This is a genomic window from Arthrobacter zhaoguopingii (genome assembly GCF_009828605.1).
Taxonomy (GTDB): Bacteria; Actinomycetota; Actinomycetes; order Actinomycetales; family Micrococcaceae; genus Arthrobacter_D; species Arthrobacter_D zhaoguopingii.
Genome location: NZ_WIAE01000006.1, coordinates 1 through 18308 on the forward strand (window position 1 = coordinate 1; position 18308 = coordinate 18308).

An 18308-nucleotide genomic window follows, 5' to 3' on the forward strand; every position below is an offset into this window, starting at 1 on the left:
GCCGGATTTTCAGGAGGCGGACGAGGTGTCTGACCTGGTATTGCTTATAGCCGTTGGACATCCGGTCGGGCTGCTCGAGAAGGCCGATCTGGTGATAGTGACGGACCGTGTTCACGGTGGTCCCGGCGAGATCCGCGATTTCCCGTGTGCTCCAAACCATCCTTATCCCTCCTTCCTAGATCATCTTCGGCAGTTAGATGTTGCGCGCCAGCGCGGGTTCGTCATCCAGCCTCCGATCGATTGAACCCAATGTTCCCACCACACGCTCAAGGAAGGAGTTCCCCCGACGTTGACCGGTTCGGGATGATCGATCGGACTGCATCGGTGATCGGCGTTCGGCCGCTGGTGACTTCGAGAATCTGCCGGGTCACCTTCGGCTGAAGGAGGAGTTCGGTCAGAACCTCCGCCACATCCTCGCGCGAAATATCCTCGTGTACGGCCGCGGGGCCAAGGAAGACCGTCCCCTGGCCCGGGCGGTCCTGCAGGAGGGATGGCCGGAGGATCAGCCAGTCAAGGCTGCTTTGGCTGACTTTGATGTCCATGAGCTTCTTGACCGCGAAGTAGTATTCTTCGTCGTCGCTGAGGTCTCGTTCACGCCAGGCTTCCGGAAATACCGAAACGAGCGCGAATCGTCGAACGCCGGCACGTTCTGCCGCGGCGAGAGCGTTGTCGACCGCGACCCTGTCGATAGCGTCCGTCTCTTCCTTCGCGCCGCCATTGGAACCCGCTGCAAACACAACCGCATCAACACCGCTCAAGAGGGGTGCCAGGGCTGCCGCATCCATGTCAGCCAGGTTGCCGACACGGGTGGAGACGCCCTGCACTTCCAACCGGCGTTGCTGATCCTGAGTGCGCACCAGTCCGGACACCTGACTGCCTCTCTCGATCAGACGTTCTGCAAGGAGCCCACCCACGGCACCACTGATACCCATAATGAAAACTTTCACAGGCTCACTCCCTGAAGTTGATATCGACTGTCGCCGTCGGAACGCCTTACCAGCCGAGCAGGCCCAGGACTCCGGTCGCGGCCGCGGCGACGGCGGCGGTCCATAGGATGATGGCGATGGCCTGCCACACAAGCACCCGCTGCTTGCTGACCCCTGAGGCGATGAAGAACGCTGCGGTGAGCTGGGTGGGAAGGGCCAGCGGCGCCAGCAGGCTTGCCCCCGGCACGCCGAACCTGGTCAGCCATCCCCGCAGGCGGGTTTGGCCCTTGGCCTGCCGGGCCGACCGCGGGGCCGATCCCGGGGCCTCGAGCGTCTGGACGGTGCCGCCGTCGGGTCCGCTGGCGCCTGCCCGCCGCGCGACGACCATCTGGCGGGCACGCGAGCTCAGCAGCACCACCACGAGGACGCTGAGGAAATTGCCCACGGCGCCGGCGATCCCTGCAACGATCGGGTTGACTCCCGCGATGATGCCCAGGGCCGCCGAGCCCTCGCCCTCGACATAGGGGATCATCCCGACAAGGCCCACACCCAGCGGCTGCAGCACCTCCGGGACCTGATTCACGAAGTCCTGAAGGCCTTCAGATAAAGCAGACATGCTATTCTCCTTGATGTTTCCCGGCCGGGAGTTCCCTCGCCGGCCTGGTCGGGCCCTCATGTGAGGGCCCTGATTGTGTTGATGTCGTCATTGAAGACCCTGTGCCAACAACAGGGTCAAGGGTATGTGACCAAACCCACGTCACAGGAGCGGCGGCCGGCGGCGGACTACGCGATCCCGTGCGCTACATTCGCCCCGCGCAGCGGAGATTGACGGATCGACGAGGGAGTGGAACGGCTCAGCGGAGCCCGCCACAGCATGTCGCCGCACGCTTCAACCGAGACGCCTCAGTGATTCGCACCAGGCGGCGTGATCTGTCACCACGGGCCGATTGGCGTCCGAAGGCCTGCCGGCGTCGCTAGAATTGAGCGCGCCAGTCGCGGATGAGCTGCGCGACCTCGTCGAGGTTCGATTCCAGCAGGAAGTGCCCTCCGTCAAGCAACTGAACCTGGGCGTGCGAGGCGTCCTTGAGAAAGGCCTTGGCACCGTCCGGGCCGAAGATCTCGTCGTTCCTGCCCCAGACTGCCAGGACGGGCACCTGCGATTCACGCAGCCACTGATGAACTGCCGGGTACAGCGTACGGTTCGTGTGATAATCACCGAACAGAGCCAGTTGCACCCGGTCCATCCCTGGCCGGTCCAGAAGGGCGAGGTCATGTTCCCATGCGTCGGGATCAATTGTGGTCACATCGGGAACCCCGTGCTTGTACTGCCATTCCACGGCTTCCCGTTCGAGCGCCGGCCGCAGGGCGAGCTCATTCGCGGGGGACGGGTCGGCGCCATACGCCCAGATGGGAGCCCAAAAGTCCGGCACGAAGCCTTCCTCGTAGGCGTTGCCGTTCTGGGAGATGACACCTTCAATCGACCCCGGGTTGGCCAACGCGAGCCGCCATGCGATCGGCGCTCCGTAGTCCTGGGTGTACACGGTGTACTTTGTGACGCCAAGGCCCGCCAACAGCCCGGCCGTCATTTCCGCCAGCGAGTCGAAGGTGTAGTGAAACTCATCCACCGACGGCGCCGAAGAGCGTCCAAAACCGATGTGGTCGGGCGCGATGACGTGATACTCGTCCGCCAGGGCGGGGATGAGGTGCCGGAACATGTGGGAACTGGTCGGGTATCCATGCAGGAGAAGCAGCACGGGTGCACCCACCGGCCCGGCTTCCCGGTAGAACATGCTGAGACCGTTGACCGTGGCGACGCGGTGATGGACTGTAGTCATAACTAACTCCTAAAAGGTCTATAGTGGTTAGTGGAAATGTAGCACAAACGTTGACACCCTTCGCAGGTGAGCAACGCGAAAGGGTGAGGATGGTTTCACAGAGCGCGGGCCCGGACGAAGACCTTCTCCTGGCGCTGCTGAACAGCGCCCCCGCCGTCGGCGGCCGGATCACCGAGGAGCTCCATGCGCGAGCAGCCGGAGAATTTGCGGTGAGGTTCGGCGGCACCGGTTCCGATGCCGAGCTGCAGCAGCTGCGGCTCATGAGGCAGGTGCTTCAAGACGTCATCCGGGCGGCCGAAGGAGCGACCGAGCGCCTGACCGAGTTGCTCTCCGATATCTCTCTCGTGCCGGAGCCGTCTCCGGCAGGTATCCAGTGGCGGCTGGAAGCGGATCCGCCGAAACGACTCGCAGCACGTGCGGCCCTGGCGTGGGCCCGCTTCGCTGAGTCGACACCGGGTCGGCTCAAGGCGTGCGCGAACAGCGACTGCAACCTGTTCTTCATCGATCGCAGTCGACCGGGGACTGGTAGGTGGTGCTCGATGACCACGTGTGGGAACCGTATGAAAGCCCGCGCGCATGCCAGCCGCCAGCGGACCAGCCGTGCCACGGATGCGCACTGACGCCGGGTCCGGATGGAGGCAGGCGGTTCGAGCAGTCCCACGACCACTGACTCCAATAGGACTTAATCATCTAGGGGCGCCAAGGTTTCAGCAGATGGACGTCTTGAAGTTCGACGATTTCGAGGTGTCGAGGCCGGTGGTCGAGGTGTAAGAACGGCCGACTTGGGTCTGCATGACGGTGCCATCACTGGTGCGGATGACCGCGCTGTAGCTCAAGTGGTCCGGCCGCTGGGTCGCAGCCACCACCCCGCCTGCTGCGATCTCCATCGCCACGCGGTCATGGTCAGTTCCCCGCGCTTGCCGCACAGCCTCGGCCTCTTCCTGTCGAAGGACATGATGGCCTGGACCGACTTGTGCGCGGACGTCGTCGCCGAATTTCCCTTCGTGCCCGAAGGCAGCTAGTCGGTCATCGAGGGCGAGACGACTGACGTCCACGAGCTCCACACCACGACGATGTACACGACCGGCGACCCCGACGTCGTTGTCATGGAGTGGAGCGTTGCAGGAACGGTCGTGAGGACCGGCAGCACCTACGCCATGCGCTACGCGGCCTTCGTGACGTTCCGCAGCGGTGAGATCGCGACCTACCGCGAGTACTGGAACCCGCAGGTCTTCCTCGCGGCTCCGGACGGCCAGGGCTTCTGATGGGTGGCGGTTGACGCGGAGGCTGCCTTTAGGGAACTCAAGCGGAAAGCAGCGAAGGAGTCCACGCCCGAAAATGCGGCATTGCCCGCACCGCCTCCTGTAACCATGCCCGGTGGGCTGGCCGCGAAGGCTCTGGCAAGGCGACGGCACGACACGCGCTAGCGGCTGCACCGTATGTGAGAAGTTTGACCGGCACGCTCCGCAGGACTGTCACTGCGACCATCGCCGAAGGTCACGGCACTCGCGAAGTCAGTCCAGTCATTGAGCGGCCTGGTGGTTTTGACCTCCACTGGGTGGGTGTCGCGGGCTCGGTGAGGGTTCCGCAGCGTTCGCTCTGTGGTTCCCTCACCGAGGGTTTGTGGCTCCGGCCGTGGGCCAGGGTGCGGGTGGTTCCTTAGACGTCGCGTTTCTTGGTGACGATGAGGGCGGCGGCGAGGAATGCCAGTGCCCAGGCGCCCATGACGAGTCCGCCCTGGAGCTGGGTCAGGGCGTCATCGGCCGCGGTGACGGCGACCATTTTGTTGCCTGCCTCCCCGGGCAGAAAACGTGCGGCGTCGGTGACCCAGGCGGCCAGTCCTGACAGGAGCTGCATGATGACGGGCAGGACGAAGAAGATGCCGACGGCGGTGACCACGCCGCCGGCGGTGTTGCGCAGCAGGATGCCCAGGGAGATGGAGATGACCGCTACGAGGGCGAGGTAGGTTCCGGTGTTGATGATGCTCGCCAGGACGCCGTCCTGGGTGAGGGCGAAGTCAAGGTCCTGGCTTCCAAGGATGGGCTGGGCGATCAGGTAGGACACCAGGGCGCTGAGCAGGCCGACGAGGAAGGCGACGGCGGCAATGACGGCAGTCTTTGCCAGCAGAGCCGGGGTGCGCCCGGGGACCGCGACCATGGTGGAGCGGATCATTCCCGTAGCCCACTCGGAGGCGATCAGGACCACAGCCAGGGAGGCGATGAGCAGTTGCCCGAAGATCAATCCCGACGACGGTGTGGTGAGCGCATCAACGGCAGGGTCGCCGGGGCCCTGCGCCTGGAAGTTGGCGGGCATGCCGCCGTCATTCATGGTCTGTGCGATCTGGGCGTATCCCCAGGCGCCCAGTAGAGCCAGACCGACCATGACCAAAACGGTCGAGGCGATCAGGATCACCGTCGAGCGGACCGTGGTGACCTTGATCCATTCGGATCGAAGCACCCGGGTGAAGGTGATGCCGGAGCCGGGCCGGGGCCGAGGGGCGTTCTTGGTTGGTGAGGGCGATGTGGTTGTGTGTGCGCTCATGGTCGGCGTCCTTCCACGGGAATGGTGATCTGGGTGGTGTCCTCGGTGGTGGCCGGGGCGGTGGGGGAGAGGCTGTGGGACTGGTATTCGACCTCGGCCTGGGTCAGCTGCATGTAGGCGTCCTCCAGGGACAGCTGCAGGGGGGTCAGTTCGTAGACCAGGACGCCGGTGCGCTGGGCGGTCTCGGCGATCCGGCGCGGGTCGACGCCGGTGATCTCGATCAGTTCCGGTTCCAGCAGCTGCGAGCTGACGCCGTCGCCGGCGAGGGGACTCAGCAGGTCCTGCGGCCGGTCCGCGCGGACCCGGACCCGGGCCTTGCTTTGACCGTCGATGATGTCCTGGATCGGGGCGTCGGCGATGATCCGTCCGCGCCCGATCACGATCAGGTGATCGGCCGTCAGGGCCATCTCGGACATCAGGTGCGAGGACAGGAACACCGTCCGGCCCTCGGCGGCGAGGTCCCGGGCGAGGTGGCGGACCCACTGGACGCCCTCGGGATCGAGGCCGTTGACGGGCTCGTCAAGGATCACCGTCTGGGGATCCCCCAGCAGGGCCACCGCGATGCCCAGGCGCTGGCCCATGCCGAGGGAGAACCCGCCCACGCGCTTTTTCGCGACAGCGCCCAGCCCGGTGAGCTCGATGACCTCGTTGACCCGGGAGTTCGGGATGCCATGGGTGGCCGCCATCGCCCGCAGGTGGTTATACGCCGAGCGCTTGGTGTGGACCGCCTTGGCATCGAGCAGCGCCCCGACCTCATGCAGCGGGGCCTTGTGCTTTGCGTAGGGCCGGCCGTTGACGATCACCTGCCCACCGCTGGGATTATCCAGTCCCATGATCATGCGCATCGTGGTGGACTTCCCCGCACCGTTCGGGCCCAGGAATCCGGTCACCCTCCCCGGCTGGACGGTGAACGACACGGAATCCACCGCCGTCTTCGCGCCATAGCGCTTCGTAAGGGTCTGGGCTTCAATCATGGGCCAATCCTTCTCATCAATGTAGGAGTGAATGTCTTTGTCTGCACATCTGAGCACCGCGTGTTCCAACATGAAGGTCGGTTCGTCAAATCGTCCTCCTCGGAGACGTGGGCCAGCTGGGTCGATAAGTTTGCGGAGACCGAAACGGATCATGGCGTTTCAGTCCCGCCAAGTATTAGAAACTGTGTTCACACAACAGGGTCAAATTCGAATGCCCGATACGGGCAGGTTCCACCCCGGGAGTAGGGGACGATGCCAGGTGCTCACTGATACTGCACCGGGCCCTGGAGCATACCTTGGCGACGCGGGGCTAAATCTCGACCCACTCTATCACAGCGTACTAGTACGCCGTATCGGTAGATCACGAAACACTCGCCCGCCCCTGCGGCATTGTGGTGGGCGACGGCGAGCTACTCGATAAGCGGGACCCGTGCGGCGGATCGACCGGTTTCGGGTGGGCCTTCCGGCGGACGAATCAGGTTCCACCGAGTTCTTTGCGCTGGTCATAGGCGATCTGATTGCGGCGGATCGACGGGGCGTTGGTCACAGTCCAGTCGTAGAGATGCCCGAATGGTTCCCGCAGCGATTCACCGAGCGGGGTGATGGCATATTCGACGCCCACGGGTGAGGTCGGCAGCACCCGTCGTTCGATGAGACCGTCACGCTCCAACTTGCGGAGCGTCTGCGTCAGCACGCGCTGCGTGACGCCTCCGAGCCGTCGCTTGATCTCGTTGTATCTCCTGGGTTCGTCGAGTACCGCCATGCACATCATCGACCACTTGTTGGCTATCTGATCGAGGATGGGGCGACTCTCACAGTCAGGGCTGAAGACCTCCGTGGTTGTGTCCACGATGTTGCTGAACCGCTGCATTCGGTGTGTTCCTGTATCCCTAGGATGCCTAAAGTGCCTTCTTGACGAGCCTCGAACAAACTCCAAGACTAGGTATGCATTGTAAACCGAGATGCCTATCGAATACCTAGGAGAAACACGTGAGCGAATCGAGGCTGTCGGTGGACGCCACCGAGTTCGAGACTTTCCAGACAGAGCAGGACGGTCGAGTCTTGTCCGTCACCCTGAACAACCCGCCCGTGAACGCGCTCAGCGTTGTCATGATGAGTGAACTCCGGGATCTGATGCTGGCACTTCGGCAGGATGACTCGGTCGCGGTGATTGTCTTCGACAGCGCGAACCCGGAGTTTTTCATCGCGCACGTCGACATGAACATCGGCGATCAGATGGACATCCTGGGGCAGCTTGCCTCAGAGGCGCCGGAGGGAGTCAACGTCTTTCAGGCTGTCGGTGAGCTCCTCCGACAGCAACCACAGGTCACGGTGGTCAAGCTAAGGGGCATCGCCCGTGGAGGCGGTGCCGAATTCATCGCCGCAGCCGACATGACTTTCGCAGCCCGCGAAACGGCCCGCATCGGGCAGATCGAAGCACTGATGGGAATCATCCCCTCAGGAGGCGGCACCCAGTACCTCCTTGAACGAGTCGGCCGGAACCGCGCCCTGGAGCTCGTTCTGACCGGAGATGCTGTCGAGGCGGATGTCGCTGCCTCCTATGGGTGGATCAACCGCGCTATCCCTGCCAATGATCTTGATGCGTTCGTAGACCGGCTCGCCCACAATATCGCCGCTCTGCCGGACGGCGTACTCGCCGCAGCCAAGCGGATATTCACCCCCATCACACCGCTCACGGGCTACCAGCAGGAAGAAACAGAATGGGGTACCTTGTTCGGGCTTCCAGCAGCCCGGCACCTCATTGGCGACAGCCTCCAGCGCGGCGCCCAGACAATCGAAGGGGAACGTGATCTCGAGGGCCTTCTCCGACAGATGAGCAAAGATTCAAAGCCTCGTGACTGAGTAGTCGTTGAAGCCCATTCCATTGACCCTGTCCAGCACCATCCTTTCATCCCCCGAATCCAGCGATCTGTTCGTCCTCCGCCGACCTCAACTTCCCGAGCGGGTCGACCTTCTGTGATGTTTCAGGACGAGGATGCCGGCGCAAACTATGAAGGTTGACCCGAAGATGGCGGTCAACACTGTGCCGGATGGCTCCTTTATGAAAAGCCAGGACAAAACTGTGAGCACACCAAGAAGAAGCACCAGGAAAAGGGAGTTTGTACGTCCAGTCGAAGTCTTCATAGTTACACCGTACTAGTCGATGCGTCACCATACTGAATGACCCTTCCGGCCCCGGCTGAAACCTGCACCCTCCATCCCACGCTCCACACTTCCGCGACTCCGAAGGGACAAGTACAGGCCCGAACGCCATCCCTGAGAGCGTGGAGCATCGGAGAGGAGTATGGGCTGCGAGGCCTCGTCTTCTCCACCAGCGTGGCCGACCAGGCTTGTTGTGGCGATCCTGGGATGGGCGATGAGGGTTCGGAATAGAACGCCCACCGTTGTGGTTGACGCGTCAAGTAGTTAGCAGTTGGGTCAGCACATCAACAATCTAGTGATGGGTAGCAAATCATGAGTGAGCAGAAAATCATTGCAGTGGCCGGAGCGACCGGGTCTCAGGGCGGTGGCGTCGTCCGCGCTCTTCTGGCCGATCCGCAGAAGCGCTTCGCGGTTCGTGCCCTGACCCGTGACACCGGTTCTGCATCGGCCGAGGCCCTGCGCCAACTTGGCGCGGATGTTGTCCGCGCGGACTTCGAGGATGAGGGGAGCGTCGTTGCAGCGCTCACGGGCTCATACGGGGCGTTCCTGGTAACGAACTTCTGGGCGCATGGTTCCGCCCGCCGGGAGCTTGACGAGACCGCCGTCCTCGCCCGTGCAGCGGCAGCGGCCGATGTGGCGCATGTCGTCTGGTCAACCCTCGAGGACACCCGCAGCTTGCTTCCCCTCGATGACCCGCGCATGCCGGTGCTGCAGGATCACTACAACGTGCCGCACTTCGATGCCAAGGGCGAGGGCAACGCTCTTTTCGCCGACGCCGGAGTGCCGACAACGTACCTGAACACAACCTTCTACTTCCAGAACTTCATCGAGGCCCTGGCTCCCCGCCGGGGAGACGATGGGGTCCTGACGCTGTCGCTTCCCTTCGAGGAAGGCCGGCTTCTCTCCGGGGTTGACGTTGCGGACATCGGGCGCACTGTGTTCTCCATCTTCGCCGCCGGCGGGGAGTACATCGGGAAGACCCTCAGCCTCGCAGGGGATCACCTCACCGGCGCCGAGTACGCCAGCCAGCTCGGCGATGCCCTCGGCGAGCCCGTTCGTTTCCAATCGGTGCCCTACGACACGTTCCGAGGGTTCGGCTTCCCCGGCGCGGAGGAAATGGGCAACATGTTCCAGTACTACGGGGACTTCGATACCGAGTTTACCGGCGCCCGGGAACTAGAATGGCTTCGCCGGTTCGTTCCTGGCCTGAACGACTTCCGCACCTGGGCGGCCGAAAACGCGCAGGCGCTGAAGGTGGCATAACCAGCTGGCGCAGACAGCGACGAGTGGGGGGGATCACCCAGGATGGGTGATGCCCCCCCCCTCACGGTGCTGGGAGTTCCTAGCTCCTCAGTGACTCAAGATGCGCTGCGAGGCTGCGCATCGCGTCTTCGAGGACGTTCAACTGCACAGCACTAAGGGGGGCGGCGAATATGTCGCGTATTGCGTGGAGGTGCGGGGACGACGCCCTTCTATAGGAATGCGCACCCTCTGCCGTCAACCGAATCTCGGCCCCACGTTTATCACCGGCGGCGGCATGCCTACTGACGAGGCCGCGCCGCTCCATGCGGGCGAGATGATGAGAGAGTCGGCTTCTTTCCCAGCTGATGGCTTCAGCAAGCTGTGACGAACGCATGCTGTGCTCGGGCTGGTCGTACAGCGCGACCATGACCGCGTAATCACCTGTCGACAGACCCGACTCCGCCTGAAGGCGCAGGGCGACCGACTGCTTTGCGGCCTCCGATGTCTCAATGAACGCGCGCCAAGCACGCAGTTCATTCGCCGTCGGTGAGCGACGTCCGCTCGCAGCGGCTGGGCCATCGAGTGCGCGATCTGAAGATACTTCTGACATGTCAAGAATCCTATTGCCTGGGTCGACGTGGTGGCCGTCTTGAGACCGGGTCGATCCTCCCGGGTGTCACTTCACATGGCAAAGACAGGAGCCCTGCAGTGGGTGTGCAGGGCTCCTGTCTTTGCGTGATGGGTCCGGGTTGGCCTGGTGCGCGAGCCCTTTACTTGCTCATGCCCGCTGTCAGCCCGGCCACGATCTGTCGGGTGGCAACCAGAAAGAGGATGACGAGCGGGAGCGTGGCGATGACCAGGCCGGCGAAGAGGGTGGGCCAGTCGGTCTGGTATTCGCCGAAGAAGGTCGTCAGGCCCACGGGGAGCGTGTAGTTCTCCCTCGAGCGCAGGAGCACCAGGGGGTAAAAGAAGTCGTTCCAGATGGGGACGAAGCGGAAAACGATCACCGTGGCGATCGCCGGGCGCACCAGCGGCAGCATGATGTTCCAGAACATTCTGATGCTTCCTGCGCCGTCGATACGGGCCGCCTCCTCGAGCTCTTCAGGTAGTTGGCGGAAGAAGCTGGTAAGTACGAACACGGAGAACGGGACGCTCAGGGCCGCGTAGACGAGGATCAGGCCGATCTTGCTGTCCACGAGTCCCATGCCGTCAAGAAGGTAGAAGACGGGCAGGATCGCCAGATAGACCGGAAGCATCAGACCGGAGAGGAATACCGCCTCGATCACGCTGGTGATGCGGGAACGGCTCCGGGCCAGGGCGTACGCGGCCAGCAGTGAGACGGTCGTCGAGAGCACCACCGAGGAGACCGTAACCAGAAGTGAGTTCGTGAAGAAGGTGCCAAACGACGCCTGCACCCAGGCTTTGGAATAGCTGGCGAAGTTGGGATCTGCTGGCAGCCCCAGCGGATCAGCGGCCATCTCCCGCGTGGTGCGCAGTGAGTTGACCACCATGACCAGCAGGGGGAGCACTGCGATCGCCGCGTATCCCCAGAGGAACAACGAGGTCGCCGCAGCAGAGGCACTCCGCTTCCTCGGAACGCGGGCAGGGGGTGCCTCGTGCTGTGCCGGTGGTGTACGGCTGATTGCTGGAGCGCTCACGACAGAGTCCTTTCCTTGCGTCGGATCATGGTGGTGAACACCATCGCGATGCCGAAGATGAACAGGAAGAGCAGGGTTGCAAGGGCTGAGGACAGGCCGATGCCGTTCGTCGCGCCCGATTCAAACGCCGTCCGGTAGAAGATGAGCGAGAGGACATCCGTTGCGCCGGCCGGCGAACCGGATGACCCTCCCATCGCATACGGCAGCGCCAAGGCTTCCATCGCACCGATAAAGGTCAGGATGGTGACGATGCCGATGGAGGATGTGAGCAGCGGCAGGGTGATGGTGCGGAACTGCTGCCACCCTGAGGCTCCGTCGAGTGACGCCGCCTCATTCAGCTCCTCGGGGATGCCGCCCAGGGCAGCCCCGTACAGGAGGATCGGAAAGCCGAGCCACTGCCATGCCGTGACTAGGACGATCGCCCACAGAGCGGTAGACGGTTGGCCGAGCCAGGGCTGGGCCAGGCTGTCCAACCCGACGAGGCGCAGGAGTTCGTTGATCGGACCGAACAGCGGTGAAAGCAGGAGCGACCACAGGTAGCCGATCACCAGGGGGCTGACCAGATAGGGGAGGGTGTACAGCGTCTGGAAGAGCTTCTTGAACCGCTTCCTCCGGTAGAGGAAGGACGCGATGGTGAGGCCGATGGTGTTCTGGAACACCATCGCTCCGGCGAACAGCAACAGGTTGTGGCCGAGTGCCCGCGGCAGGTCCGTCTTGAACGGAGCCTCGGTGAACAGGGTAGTGAAGTTCGCGAACCAGGCCCATCCTGCCCTCGTGGTGCCCTGCCAGCTGAAGAACGAATAACTGAACGCGGTCAGCATCGGATACAGCACGAACACCGAGAACAGGAGGACCGCCGGCAGGAGGAACAGTGCCGTCGTCATCGGGGAGAGCCTGGCACTGGACCTCCTTCGGCGCTTCACCTGCGGGCGCCCGGAGATTAGCTGCTCGGGGTGAACCACTGCGACACTCCCTCTTGAATATCGCCGCCGACTTCCTTGGCCTCCTTGTCACCGAGGAACAGTTCCTGCACGCCGGTCCCCATCAGCTCCGTGCCGAGCGGCTGGCCATACCGGAAGTCGACCAGCATGAGGTAGGGGGCCGGGTTTTCCTGGTAAAGGCTCCAGATGTCGCTCATCACCGGATCGTCGAAGGTGACCCCGGGGACGGGGGAGAACTGCTTCAACTCGTCAGCGACCAGCTGACCGAATTCCCGGGACGCCATCCACTGGACCAGCTCCAACGATGCCTCCTGCTTGTCCGACGCCGCGTTGATGCCCCAGCTGCCATCGGCATAGGCCGGCGAGACAGGAGTGTCCAGAACAGATCCTTCCTTCACCGGGACCTGGAAGACGCCGAGGTCGAGATCGGGGTTCTGCTTCTGGAAGAAGCCCAGCTCGAACGACCCGCCGGGGAACATGGCGGCCTGCTCGTTGACGAAGAGAATCTGGGAGTCGGCGTAGCTCACGCCGACCACGTCTTGGGGCATGTAGCCCTGAAGGTCCTTGAGTGTCTGGATGGATTCGACATACGTGGCGTCGGTGAAGTCCTTGGTGCCCTCCTGGACGTCCTGCCGGAAGGATTCGCCGCCGTAGTGGGCCGAACCGAAAATGTCCTGGATGAACGGCATCATCCAGGCGTCCTTGCCGCCGACGGAGAGCGGGGTGATACCGGCCTTCTGCAGTTTGTCATTCGCAGCCATGAAGTCGTCCCATGTCTCGGGGACCTCGATGCCTTGTTCTTTGAAGATGGCTTTGTTGTAGAAGACCTGCATCACCTGGGTCGCGAACGGCACGCCGTAGACCTTGCCGTCCTCTTTGCCTTTCGCACCTTCGAGGACCGTCGGATCGAATTCCTCGAGACCCGGAACGTTGCCCGAGAGATCCGTGAGGTTCCCTCCCGCGATCAGCGGCTGCAGCTGGCCGTACGCTCGAAGCTGCGCGACATCGGGTCCGTCGGACCCGGTCAGGCCGGTGGAGAGGATCTGGTTGTACTCCGTGCTCTTGAAAGCCTGGAAGTCCACCTGCACGCAGGGGTTCTTTTCTTCATACACGTCGAAAATCTTCGCGTAGGCCTCGGCGTCCTCAGGGCGCCAGGACCACACGCTCAACGTCTCGGGGCTGGCGCAGTCGGCGGCTGCCGCCCCGTCTGCGGACTCCGGGGTGGAGCCGGAACCGGGTGCACACGCGCTCAGCGGCAACAGGGTGAGTGCCAGGGCCGTTACCGCTACCTTGGATCGGATATTCATTGTCCAGTTACTCCTCATGCTGTGGTGGTGGAGTTGGAGCCCTGAGTGTTCAGGAACTCTGTCGCGGCACGAACGCTGCCGCGGGTAGAGGCGAGCGCGGCGCGTGCGTCCTCAGGTGATACGTCATTGAACATGCAGAGCAGGGCGACGCGGAGGTCGCCGTCACTGAGTTCGAGGGAGGACCTGCACAGGTCCTCCTCCTGCCCGGTCGCTTCCATCAGGATGCGAACGGTCCGCGCCCGGAGCTTCTCGTTGGTCGCAACCATCGAGACCATGAGATTCGACCAGGTCTTCCCGAGCCGGATCATCAGGGCCGTGGAGAAACCATTGAGGATCAGTTTCTGCGCACTGCCCGCTTTCAACCTGGTGGAACCCGCGAGGATTTCGGCCCCGGTGTCGGCGATGAGGACAAAGTCCGCCAAGGAGCCAAGCTCCGGCTCCCGGGCACAGGTGATGAGGGCGGTGGAAGCACCTCGTCGGCGGGCCGTTTCAAGTGCCCCGCCGACGTACGGGGTCCGGCCGGAGGCCGCAATACCGACACAGACATCGCCCGGAGCGACATCAGCCGCATCGGAGGCCCCCGATTCCCAAGAATCTTCGACGTTTTCCAGGGCCCTGACGAGGGCCGCGTCGCCGCCGGCGTGATGGGCGACCACCACACCTTCTTCAAGGTTGAATGTCGGCAACAGTTCTGCGGCATCCAGTACGCCGAGCCGCCCTGAGGTGCCGGCGCCGAAGTAGTGCACCCGGCGTCCGCCTTGAACTGCCTCGACCGCGCGGTCGACGAGTTGGGAGAGTGGCGGCAGAACGGCGCGGACAGCGCCGGGGACAACTGCGTCCTCGTTATTCATCGCCTCGAGAATAGCGATCGTGGAACGAGTGTCGAGATCCACGGTCGCCGGGTTTCTGCGCTCGGTGCTGATCTCCAGCCAGGCCCCACCTGGCCGTGAGTCTGCGATGGACTGATGGTTCACAAGATTCTCCGTTTCGAGTGCATGAAGCCCTGCTCGGTGATCGCCATCACATAAAGCTAGGGTTCGGGTCGATCGATGTCAAGGATGTACAGAATCGGTTCCATGTTAGAAACTTCTTAACACGCCCCGGTTCCTGGAACCTTGGTACCTTGTGAACCGGGGGCGCACTGCTCTAGCTGAAGGAGGAGCGTTGGAAGACATCGACACCGCTGCAATGTCACGTGCCGTGCTGGCCCGGATCAGGGCGCTGCTGCCTTCGCTTCGCCCCTCGGAGCAGGCGGTTGCCGCCGTCGTGCTCGCCGACCCCGAACGCGCCTCGTCGCTGTCCATTGGCAACCTGGCCGATGTCTGCGTGACATCGACGGCCTCAGTGGTGCGGTTCTATCGGAAGGTGGGATATGCGCGCTACCAGGATTTCCGGCTCGACCTTGCCCGCGAGGCGACGCGCGAGCGAACGGTGAACGATGTCCCGGACGGGGTCTACGAAGACATCAGCAAGACAGACACGCTGCACGACGTCGTCGCGAAGATCGCGGCGGCCGAGGCGATGTCCATCGCGGACACGGCGGAACTCCTAAATGTGGATCGCCTCTCGCAGGCGGTTGGCGCCGTCCGCAAGGCGCGCCGTATCGACATCTCCAGTGTCGGCGCCGGCGCATGGGTGGGGCAGGATCTCCAGCAGAAACTCCACCGCATCGGGCTGGTGGCCCACAGTTGGTCGGACGCGCACTCGTCGTGGACCTCCGCAGCGTTGCTGAGTTCCGACTGCGTCGCAATCGCCATCTCCCACTCTGGCGAGACCATGGATACCGTCGAGGCGCTGCGGATCGCCCACGACGCCGGAGCCACCACGATCGCGATCACGAACCATGGGGACTCTTCGCTCGGCAAGCACGCCGACATCACGCTCACCACCGCCGCCCGGGAGACGCCGTTCCGCTCGGGCGCCATGGGCAGCCGCATCGCCCAGATGATGGTCGTGGACTGCCTCTTCATGGGGGTGGCGCAGAAGGCCTACGACCAGGCCGTCGATGCCCTGGGTAAAACATACGCGGCAGTCCATCCCCGCAGGACCTGACCAACGCCCGGCCGGGCCGTCACCGCAGACAAACTACGCACATTTCCACGGAGGACTGATGCCCGGAAAGACGAAGCGCGCTTCCGTCAGTATGGCAGCGACGGGCCGGCCGGAGGCCGACGGGCAGAGGTTTCCCCGAGTCGGGGCCACGACGCGGCTTGTCCTTCGCTACTATTCGGTGAGCCAGATGGCTCACCGATTCCAGGTCAGTTCTCTGGGCGGCGCCGAAGCGCAGCTCCGGTCATCATCCCGTGAGGGGTGTTGGACCACGGCGAAGTTCCACATCCCGGAGTGCGGCGCGGACGGCTACCTCGGGTTCACCGTCACCGGTGACAGCGCCTACGGCACAGACCGCCGGTACGTGCGCGCAGCGGATGGTGTGGCAGAAGCATGGCTTGTCGATGGAGACCCCCGAGTCTTCGAACAGCCCATCCCGCTGCCGCTGAACGCCGTCCTCCGACGAGGCCTCAAGGCGTACCTGCCGGTTACGGCGCTCCCGGGCACGCTGGGCGTCGAGCTGTCGGAGGGCAGGAACGCCTACGCGTTCGACGGAGCGCCGCCGGGCACCCTCGAGATCCTGACGATTCGCCGCGGACGGGACTGTGTGGATCTGTCCACGGCAACGGACCGTGCCGGGTGCAATACCTCAGGCACCATGCCGGCCGAGCACGCCGACACAGCGTTCAGGGACATCGACGGCTTCGCAGCGCACGGCACCTACTACTTCTCCTTCGACGCGGTGGAAGCGCTTTTTCACGTGGGAACTCTCCTGACCGATGCCGAAGCGTTCGTGCTGCCCCGGGCACGCACCGCCTACGACGCCGTAGGGGCGGCGGCATCGCCCGAATCTGTCGGCTTCTCGAGCGGGCGGCTGGCGGACCTCGACGGGTTCATCACCAGCCAGGTCGAGGCGGGCGCGTGCACGGTGTCGCTCAGTATCGTCAAGGACGGCAAGCTGGTGAAGGAGAGTGCGTACGGGTATTCGAGAAAGTACGACACCCCCTTCATCGATGGCGCCTACCGGCCGGCACGGCCGCTGCCGCCGGAGGAATGGGAGGCGACGCACACCGACACGCTGTTCGACCTGGCCTCCAATACGAAGATGTATTCCACTAATTTCGCGGTTCAGCAGCTCGTCTCCCGGGGCGCGCTGGACCTCGACCGCACCCTCCAGTCCTTTCCTGGGTGGGAGAAGTTCACCGACGCCTACAGCGTGTACAGCGGCAAATGGACAATCGGCGGTACCGGCGGTATCACGGCCCGCCAGGTGGGCAAGGACGCCGTGACCATCCGCGACATCCTCCGCCACGAGGCCGGCCTGATCCCCGACCCGGAATACCCCAACCGGCTCGCGGCAGGGGAGCTGTACCACCAGAACACCGACCCCGCGGACCGGTCCGGAATCATCGACGCGATCTCGAAAACACCGCTGATGTACGCCCCGCGGACCACCTTCGCCTACAGCGACGTCGACTACCTGATTCTCGGCCTCCTCGTGGAACAGCTCTCCGGGCAGCGGATCGACAGCTACTTCGCCGACCAGATCGCCGGACCACTCCAGCTCCGGAGGACCATCTATGCGCCGTTGGACCACGGGTTCTCCAGGACTTCCATCGCGGCGACGGAACTCAACGGCAACACTCGCGACGGCAACGTCACGTTCGGCACCCTGCCCGGCGGCGCTCCGGTCCCGCTGCGCTGCCACACCCTCCAGGGTGAGGTTCACGACGAAAAAGCCTTCCACACCATGGGGCAGGTCGCTGGCCACGCGGGACTGTTCTCAACCGCCGGGGACATGGCCGTCCTCACACAGCTCATGCTTAACGACGGAATCTACAACGGACAGCAGCTGTTCACCGCGGAGGTCGTGGACGCCTTCACGCGGCCGCACGCCGTCGACCCCGCAGTCCCCGGGTCGGCAACGACGGGCCTCGGCTGGCGCGTCAACTCAACGATTGAGTCCTCCTACCACTTCACCGGTGGGCCCGGCCGCAGCACCTACGGCCACCAAGGCTGGACGGGCACCCTCACGGTGATCGACCCGGTCGCCAACATGACGATCTCGCTCCTGGGCAGCGTGCGGCACTCACCGGTCGTATCACCGCCCAACGGCTTCGCCGGGACCGCGTTCCCCCTCGCCGACTTGGTGTCCCTCACCGCCCGCATTTACGGGGCACTTGGGAAAAGCAGCAACCAATACTCTCCGCTCGCAGTGATAGCTCCCGTGCAGCCGGTATCGATTCCATCTGGACGTCCGATCAAGGATGCCCTGGACGCCCTGCCGATCTCGACCACAGTCACGACCAGCACCGGTCAGCGCCACACGGCGCAGCTCGTTTGGTCGGTCGATTCCTACCAGGGTGGGAGGCCCGGCACGTTTGCAGCCACCGCACGCGTTTCGCTCCCTGCACCGGTCATTCAACCCGCAGAGCCGGTCGAGCTGGCCTTGTCCACAACTCTGACCGTTTACCCGGAAGTGCCCGGCGCCGGATCCTGATATTCCTGGGCAGATGATTCCGGGGTTCCCATGGCGGCACGGTGCGCCACCCCGACCGCCGGGCCCGCCTTCGGTTGAGGGCCCTGCTGCGTCCTCGCCGCTGGGTTGGCGTCTTCATGAACCGGTGTGGGCTCGCCTGTATGGATGACTCCACCAGCGTCTCCGATCATGA

19 protein-coding genes are annotated in these 18308 nt (G+C 63.7%); 6 read left to right on the top strand and 13 right to left on the bottom strand.

Translation table 11 applies throughout. The features are described from left to right. From GVV77_RS09585 to GVV77_RS09600, 4 genes are all read right to left on the bottom strand, one after another. Nucleotides 1-160, bottom strand: a 160-nt coding sequence (locus tag GVV77_RS09585) for a MerR family DNA-binding transcriptional regulator (protein WP_159617903.1), incomplete at its 3' end; no start/stop codon positions are given. Between the two features lie 106 nt (nucleotides 161-266). Next, nucleotides 267-947 (bottom strand): NAD(P)H-binding protein, encoded by a 681-nt coding sequence (locus tag GVV77_RS09590; RefSeq protein WP_159617904.1) that lies wholly within the window; start codon nucleotides 945-947, stop codon nucleotides 267-269. Between the two features lie 46 nt (nucleotides 948-993). Further along, a complete protein-coding gene (locus GVV77_RS09595) occupies nucleotides 994-1542 on the bottom strand; it encodes a small multidrug efflux protein (RefSeq protein ID WP_159617905.1) in 549 nt (182 codons plus the stop codon). A 358-nt stretch (nucleotides 1543-1900) separates the two neighbouring features. Then, entirely contained in the window at nucleotides 1901-2761 is an 861-nt protein-coding gene (locus GVV77_RS09600) for an alpha/beta fold hydrolase (RefSeq protein ID WP_159617906.1), read from the bottom strand. Nucleotides 2762-2850: 89 nt separating this feature from the next. Between GVV77_RS09600 and GVV77_RS09605 the strand changes: the two genes are divergently transcribed. Further along, entirely contained in the window at nucleotides 2851-3381 is a 531-nt protein-coding gene (locus tag GVV77_RS09605; protein WP_159617907.1) for a CGNR zinc finger domain-containing protein, read from the top strand. Nucleotides 3382-3468: 87 nt separating this feature from the next. Here GVV77_RS09605 and GVV77_RS18120 read toward each other — a convergent pair whose 3' ends face one another. Further along, nucleotides 3469-3825: a hypothetical protein gene (locus tag GVV77_RS18120; RefSeq protein ID WP_201293205.1), complete on the bottom strand. Its 357-nt coding sequence runs from the start codon at nucleotides 3823-3825 to the stop codon at nucleotides 3469-3471. A 9-nt stretch (nucleotides 3826-3834) separates the two neighbouring features. Between GVV77_RS18120 and GVV77_RS18125 the strand changes: the two genes are divergently transcribed. After that, nucleotides 3835-4026 (top strand): nuclear transport factor 2 family protein, encoded by a 192-nt coding sequence (locus GVV77_RS18125; RefSeq protein ID WP_201293206.1) that lies wholly within the window; start codon nucleotides 3835-3837, stop codon nucleotides 4024-4026. A gap of 394 nt (nucleotides 4027-4420) precedes the next feature. On the opposite strand, the gene GVV77_RS09620 is transcribed toward GVV77_RS18125, so the two are convergent. The 3 genes from GVV77_RS09620 to GVV77_RS09630 form a co-directional block, all read right to left on the bottom strand. After that, on the bottom strand, nucleotides 4421-5302 hold the full coding sequence (locus tag GVV77_RS09620; RefSeq protein ID WP_159617909.1) for an ABC transporter permease: 882 nt from the start codon (nucleotides 5300-5302) through the stop codon (nucleotides 4421-4423). Then, a complete protein-coding gene (locus tag GVV77_RS09625) occupies nucleotides 5299-6276 on the bottom strand; it encodes an ABC transporter ATP-binding protein (RefSeq protein ID WP_159617910.1) in 978 nt (325 codons plus the stop codon). The genes GVV77_RS09620 and GVV77_RS09625 overlap by 4 nt, the downstream gene beginning before the upstream one ends. Before the next feature lie 475 nt (nucleotides 6277-6751). Next, nucleotides 6752-7147 carry a winged helix-turn-helix transcriptional regulator gene (locus GVV77_RS09630; RefSeq protein ID WP_159617911.1) on the bottom strand — a complete coding sequence of 132 codons (396 nt, stop codon included), beginning with the start codon at nucleotides 7145-7147 and terminating at the stop codon, nucleotides 6752-6754. A 119-nt stretch (nucleotides 7148-7266) separates the two neighbouring features. On the opposite strand from GVV77_RS09630, the gene GVV77_RS09635 reads away from it, so the two are divergent. After that, nucleotides 7267-8139, top strand: coding sequence for an enoyl-CoA hydratase/isomerase family protein (locus GVV77_RS09635; protein ID WP_201291405.1), 873 nt, complete (start codon nucleotides 7267-7269; stop codon nucleotides 8137-8139). Nucleotides 8140-8751: 612 nt separating this feature from the next. Next, nucleotides 8752-9702 carry an NmrA/HSCARG family protein gene (locus GVV77_RS09640; protein WP_159617912.1) on the top strand — a complete coding sequence of 317 codons (951 nt, stop codon included), beginning with the start codon at nucleotides 8752-8754 and terminating at the stop codon, nucleotides 9700-9702. A gap of 79 nt (nucleotides 9703-9781) precedes the next feature. Here GVV77_RS09640 and GVV77_RS09645 read toward each other — a convergent pair whose 3' ends face one another. From GVV77_RS09645 to GVV77_RS09665, 5 genes are all read right to left on the bottom strand, one after another. Further along, nucleotides 9782-10291: a MarR family winged helix-turn-helix transcriptional regulator gene (locus GVV77_RS09645; protein WP_159617913.1), complete on the bottom strand. Its 510-nt coding sequence runs from the start codon at nucleotides 10289-10291 to the stop codon at nucleotides 9782-9784. Between the two features lie 160 nt (nucleotides 10292-10451). Then, a complete protein-coding gene (locus GVV77_RS09650) occupies nucleotides 10452-11339 on the bottom strand; it encodes a carbohydrate ABC transporter permease (protein ID WP_246199738.1) in 888 nt (295 codons plus the stop codon). Next, entirely contained in the window at nucleotides 11336-12223 is an 888-nt protein-coding gene (locus tag GVV77_RS09655; RefSeq protein ID WP_159617914.1) for a carbohydrate ABC transporter permease, read from the bottom strand. Before GVV77_RS09655 ends, GVV77_RS09650 begins: the two co-directional genes overlap by 4 nt. 56 nt (nucleotides 12224-12279) lie before the next feature. Next, a complete protein-coding gene (locus GVV77_RS09660) occupies nucleotides 12280-13587 on the bottom strand; it encodes an ABC transporter substrate-binding protein (RefSeq protein ID WP_159617915.1) in 1308 nt (435 codons plus the stop codon). A 14-nt stretch (nucleotides 13588-13601) separates the two neighbouring features. Beyond that, nucleotides 13602-14561 (bottom strand): N-acetylmuramic acid 6-phosphate etherase, encoded by a 960-nt coding sequence (locus GVV77_RS09665; protein ID WP_246199739.1) that lies wholly within the window; start codon nucleotides 14559-14561, stop codon nucleotides 13602-13604. Between the two features lie 214 nt (nucleotides 14562-14775). On the opposite strand from GVV77_RS09665, the gene GVV77_RS09670 reads away from it, so the two are divergent. Both GVV77_RS09670 and pbp4b read left to right on the top strand, forming a co-directional pair. After that, nucleotides 14776-15639, top strand: coding sequence for a MurR/RpiR family transcriptional regulator (locus GVV77_RS09670; RefSeq protein WP_159617916.1), 864 nt, complete (start codon nucleotides 14776-14778; stop codon nucleotides 15637-15639). 187 nt (nucleotides 15640-15826) lie between these two features. Beyond that, nucleotides 15827-18136 (top strand): penicillin binding protein PBP4B, encoded by a 2310-nt coding sequence (gene pbp4b, locus GVV77_RS09675; protein WP_159617917.1) that lies wholly within the window; start codon nucleotides 15827-15829, stop codon nucleotides 18134-18136. Nucleotides 18137-18308: the final 172 nt, after the last annotated feature.

Excerpts from the sequence above, each read along its gene's own strand:
- GVV77_RS09660 (WP_159617915.1), bottom strand. The coding sequence starts at position 13,587 with ATGAATATCCGATCCAAGGTAGCGGTAACGGCCCTGGCACTCACCCTG.
- GVV77_RS18125 (WP_201293206.1), top strand. The coding sequence starts at position 3,835 with ATGTACACGACCGGCGACCCCGACGTCGTTGTCATGGAGTGGAGCGTT.
- pbp4b (WP_159617917.1), top strand. The coding sequence starts at position 15,827 with ATGGCTCACCGATTCCAGGTCAGTTCTCTGGGCGGCGCCGAAGCGCAG.
- GVV77_RS09605 (WP_159617907.1), top strand. The coding sequence starts at position 2,851 with ATGGTTTCACAGAGCGCGGGCCCGGACGAAGACCTTCTCCTGGCGCTG.
- GVV77_RS09645 (WP_159617913.1), bottom strand. The coding sequence starts at position 10,291 with ATGTCAGAAGTATCTTCAGATCGCGCACTCGATGGCCCAGCCGCTGCG.
- GVV77_RS09630 (WP_159617911.1), bottom strand. The coding sequence starts at position 7,147 with ATGCAGCGGTTCAGCAACATCGTGGACACAACCACGGAGGTCTTCAGC.
- GVV77_RS09670 (WP_159617916.1), top strand. The coding sequence starts at position 14,776 with ATGTCACGTGCCGTGCTGGCCCGGATCAGGGCGCTGCTGCCTTCGCTT.
- GVV77_RS09595 (WP_159617905.1), bottom strand. The coding sequence starts at position 1,542 with ATGTCTGCTTTATCTGAAGGCCTTCAGGACTTCGTGAATCAGGTCCCG.
- GVV77_RS09625 (WP_159617910.1), bottom strand. The coding sequence starts at position 6,276 with ATGATTGAAGCCCAGACCCTTACGAAGCGCTATGGCGCGAAGACGGCG.
- GVV77_RS09655 (WP_159617914.1), bottom strand. The coding sequence starts at position 12,223 with ATGACGACGGCACTGTTCCTCCTGCCGGCGGTCCTCCTGTTCTCGGTG.
- GVV77_RS09640 (WP_159617912.1), top strand. The coding sequence starts at position 8,752 with ATGAGTGAGCAGAAAATCATTGCAGTGGCCGGAGCGACCGGGTCTCAG.
- GVV77_RS09600 (WP_159617906.1), bottom strand. The coding sequence starts at position 2,761 with ATGACTACAGTCCATCACCGCGTCGCCACGGTCAACGGTCTCAGCATG.
- GVV77_RS09620 (WP_159617909.1), bottom strand. The coding sequence starts at position 5,302 with ATGAGCGCACACACAACCACATCGCCCTCACCAACCAAGAACGCCCCT.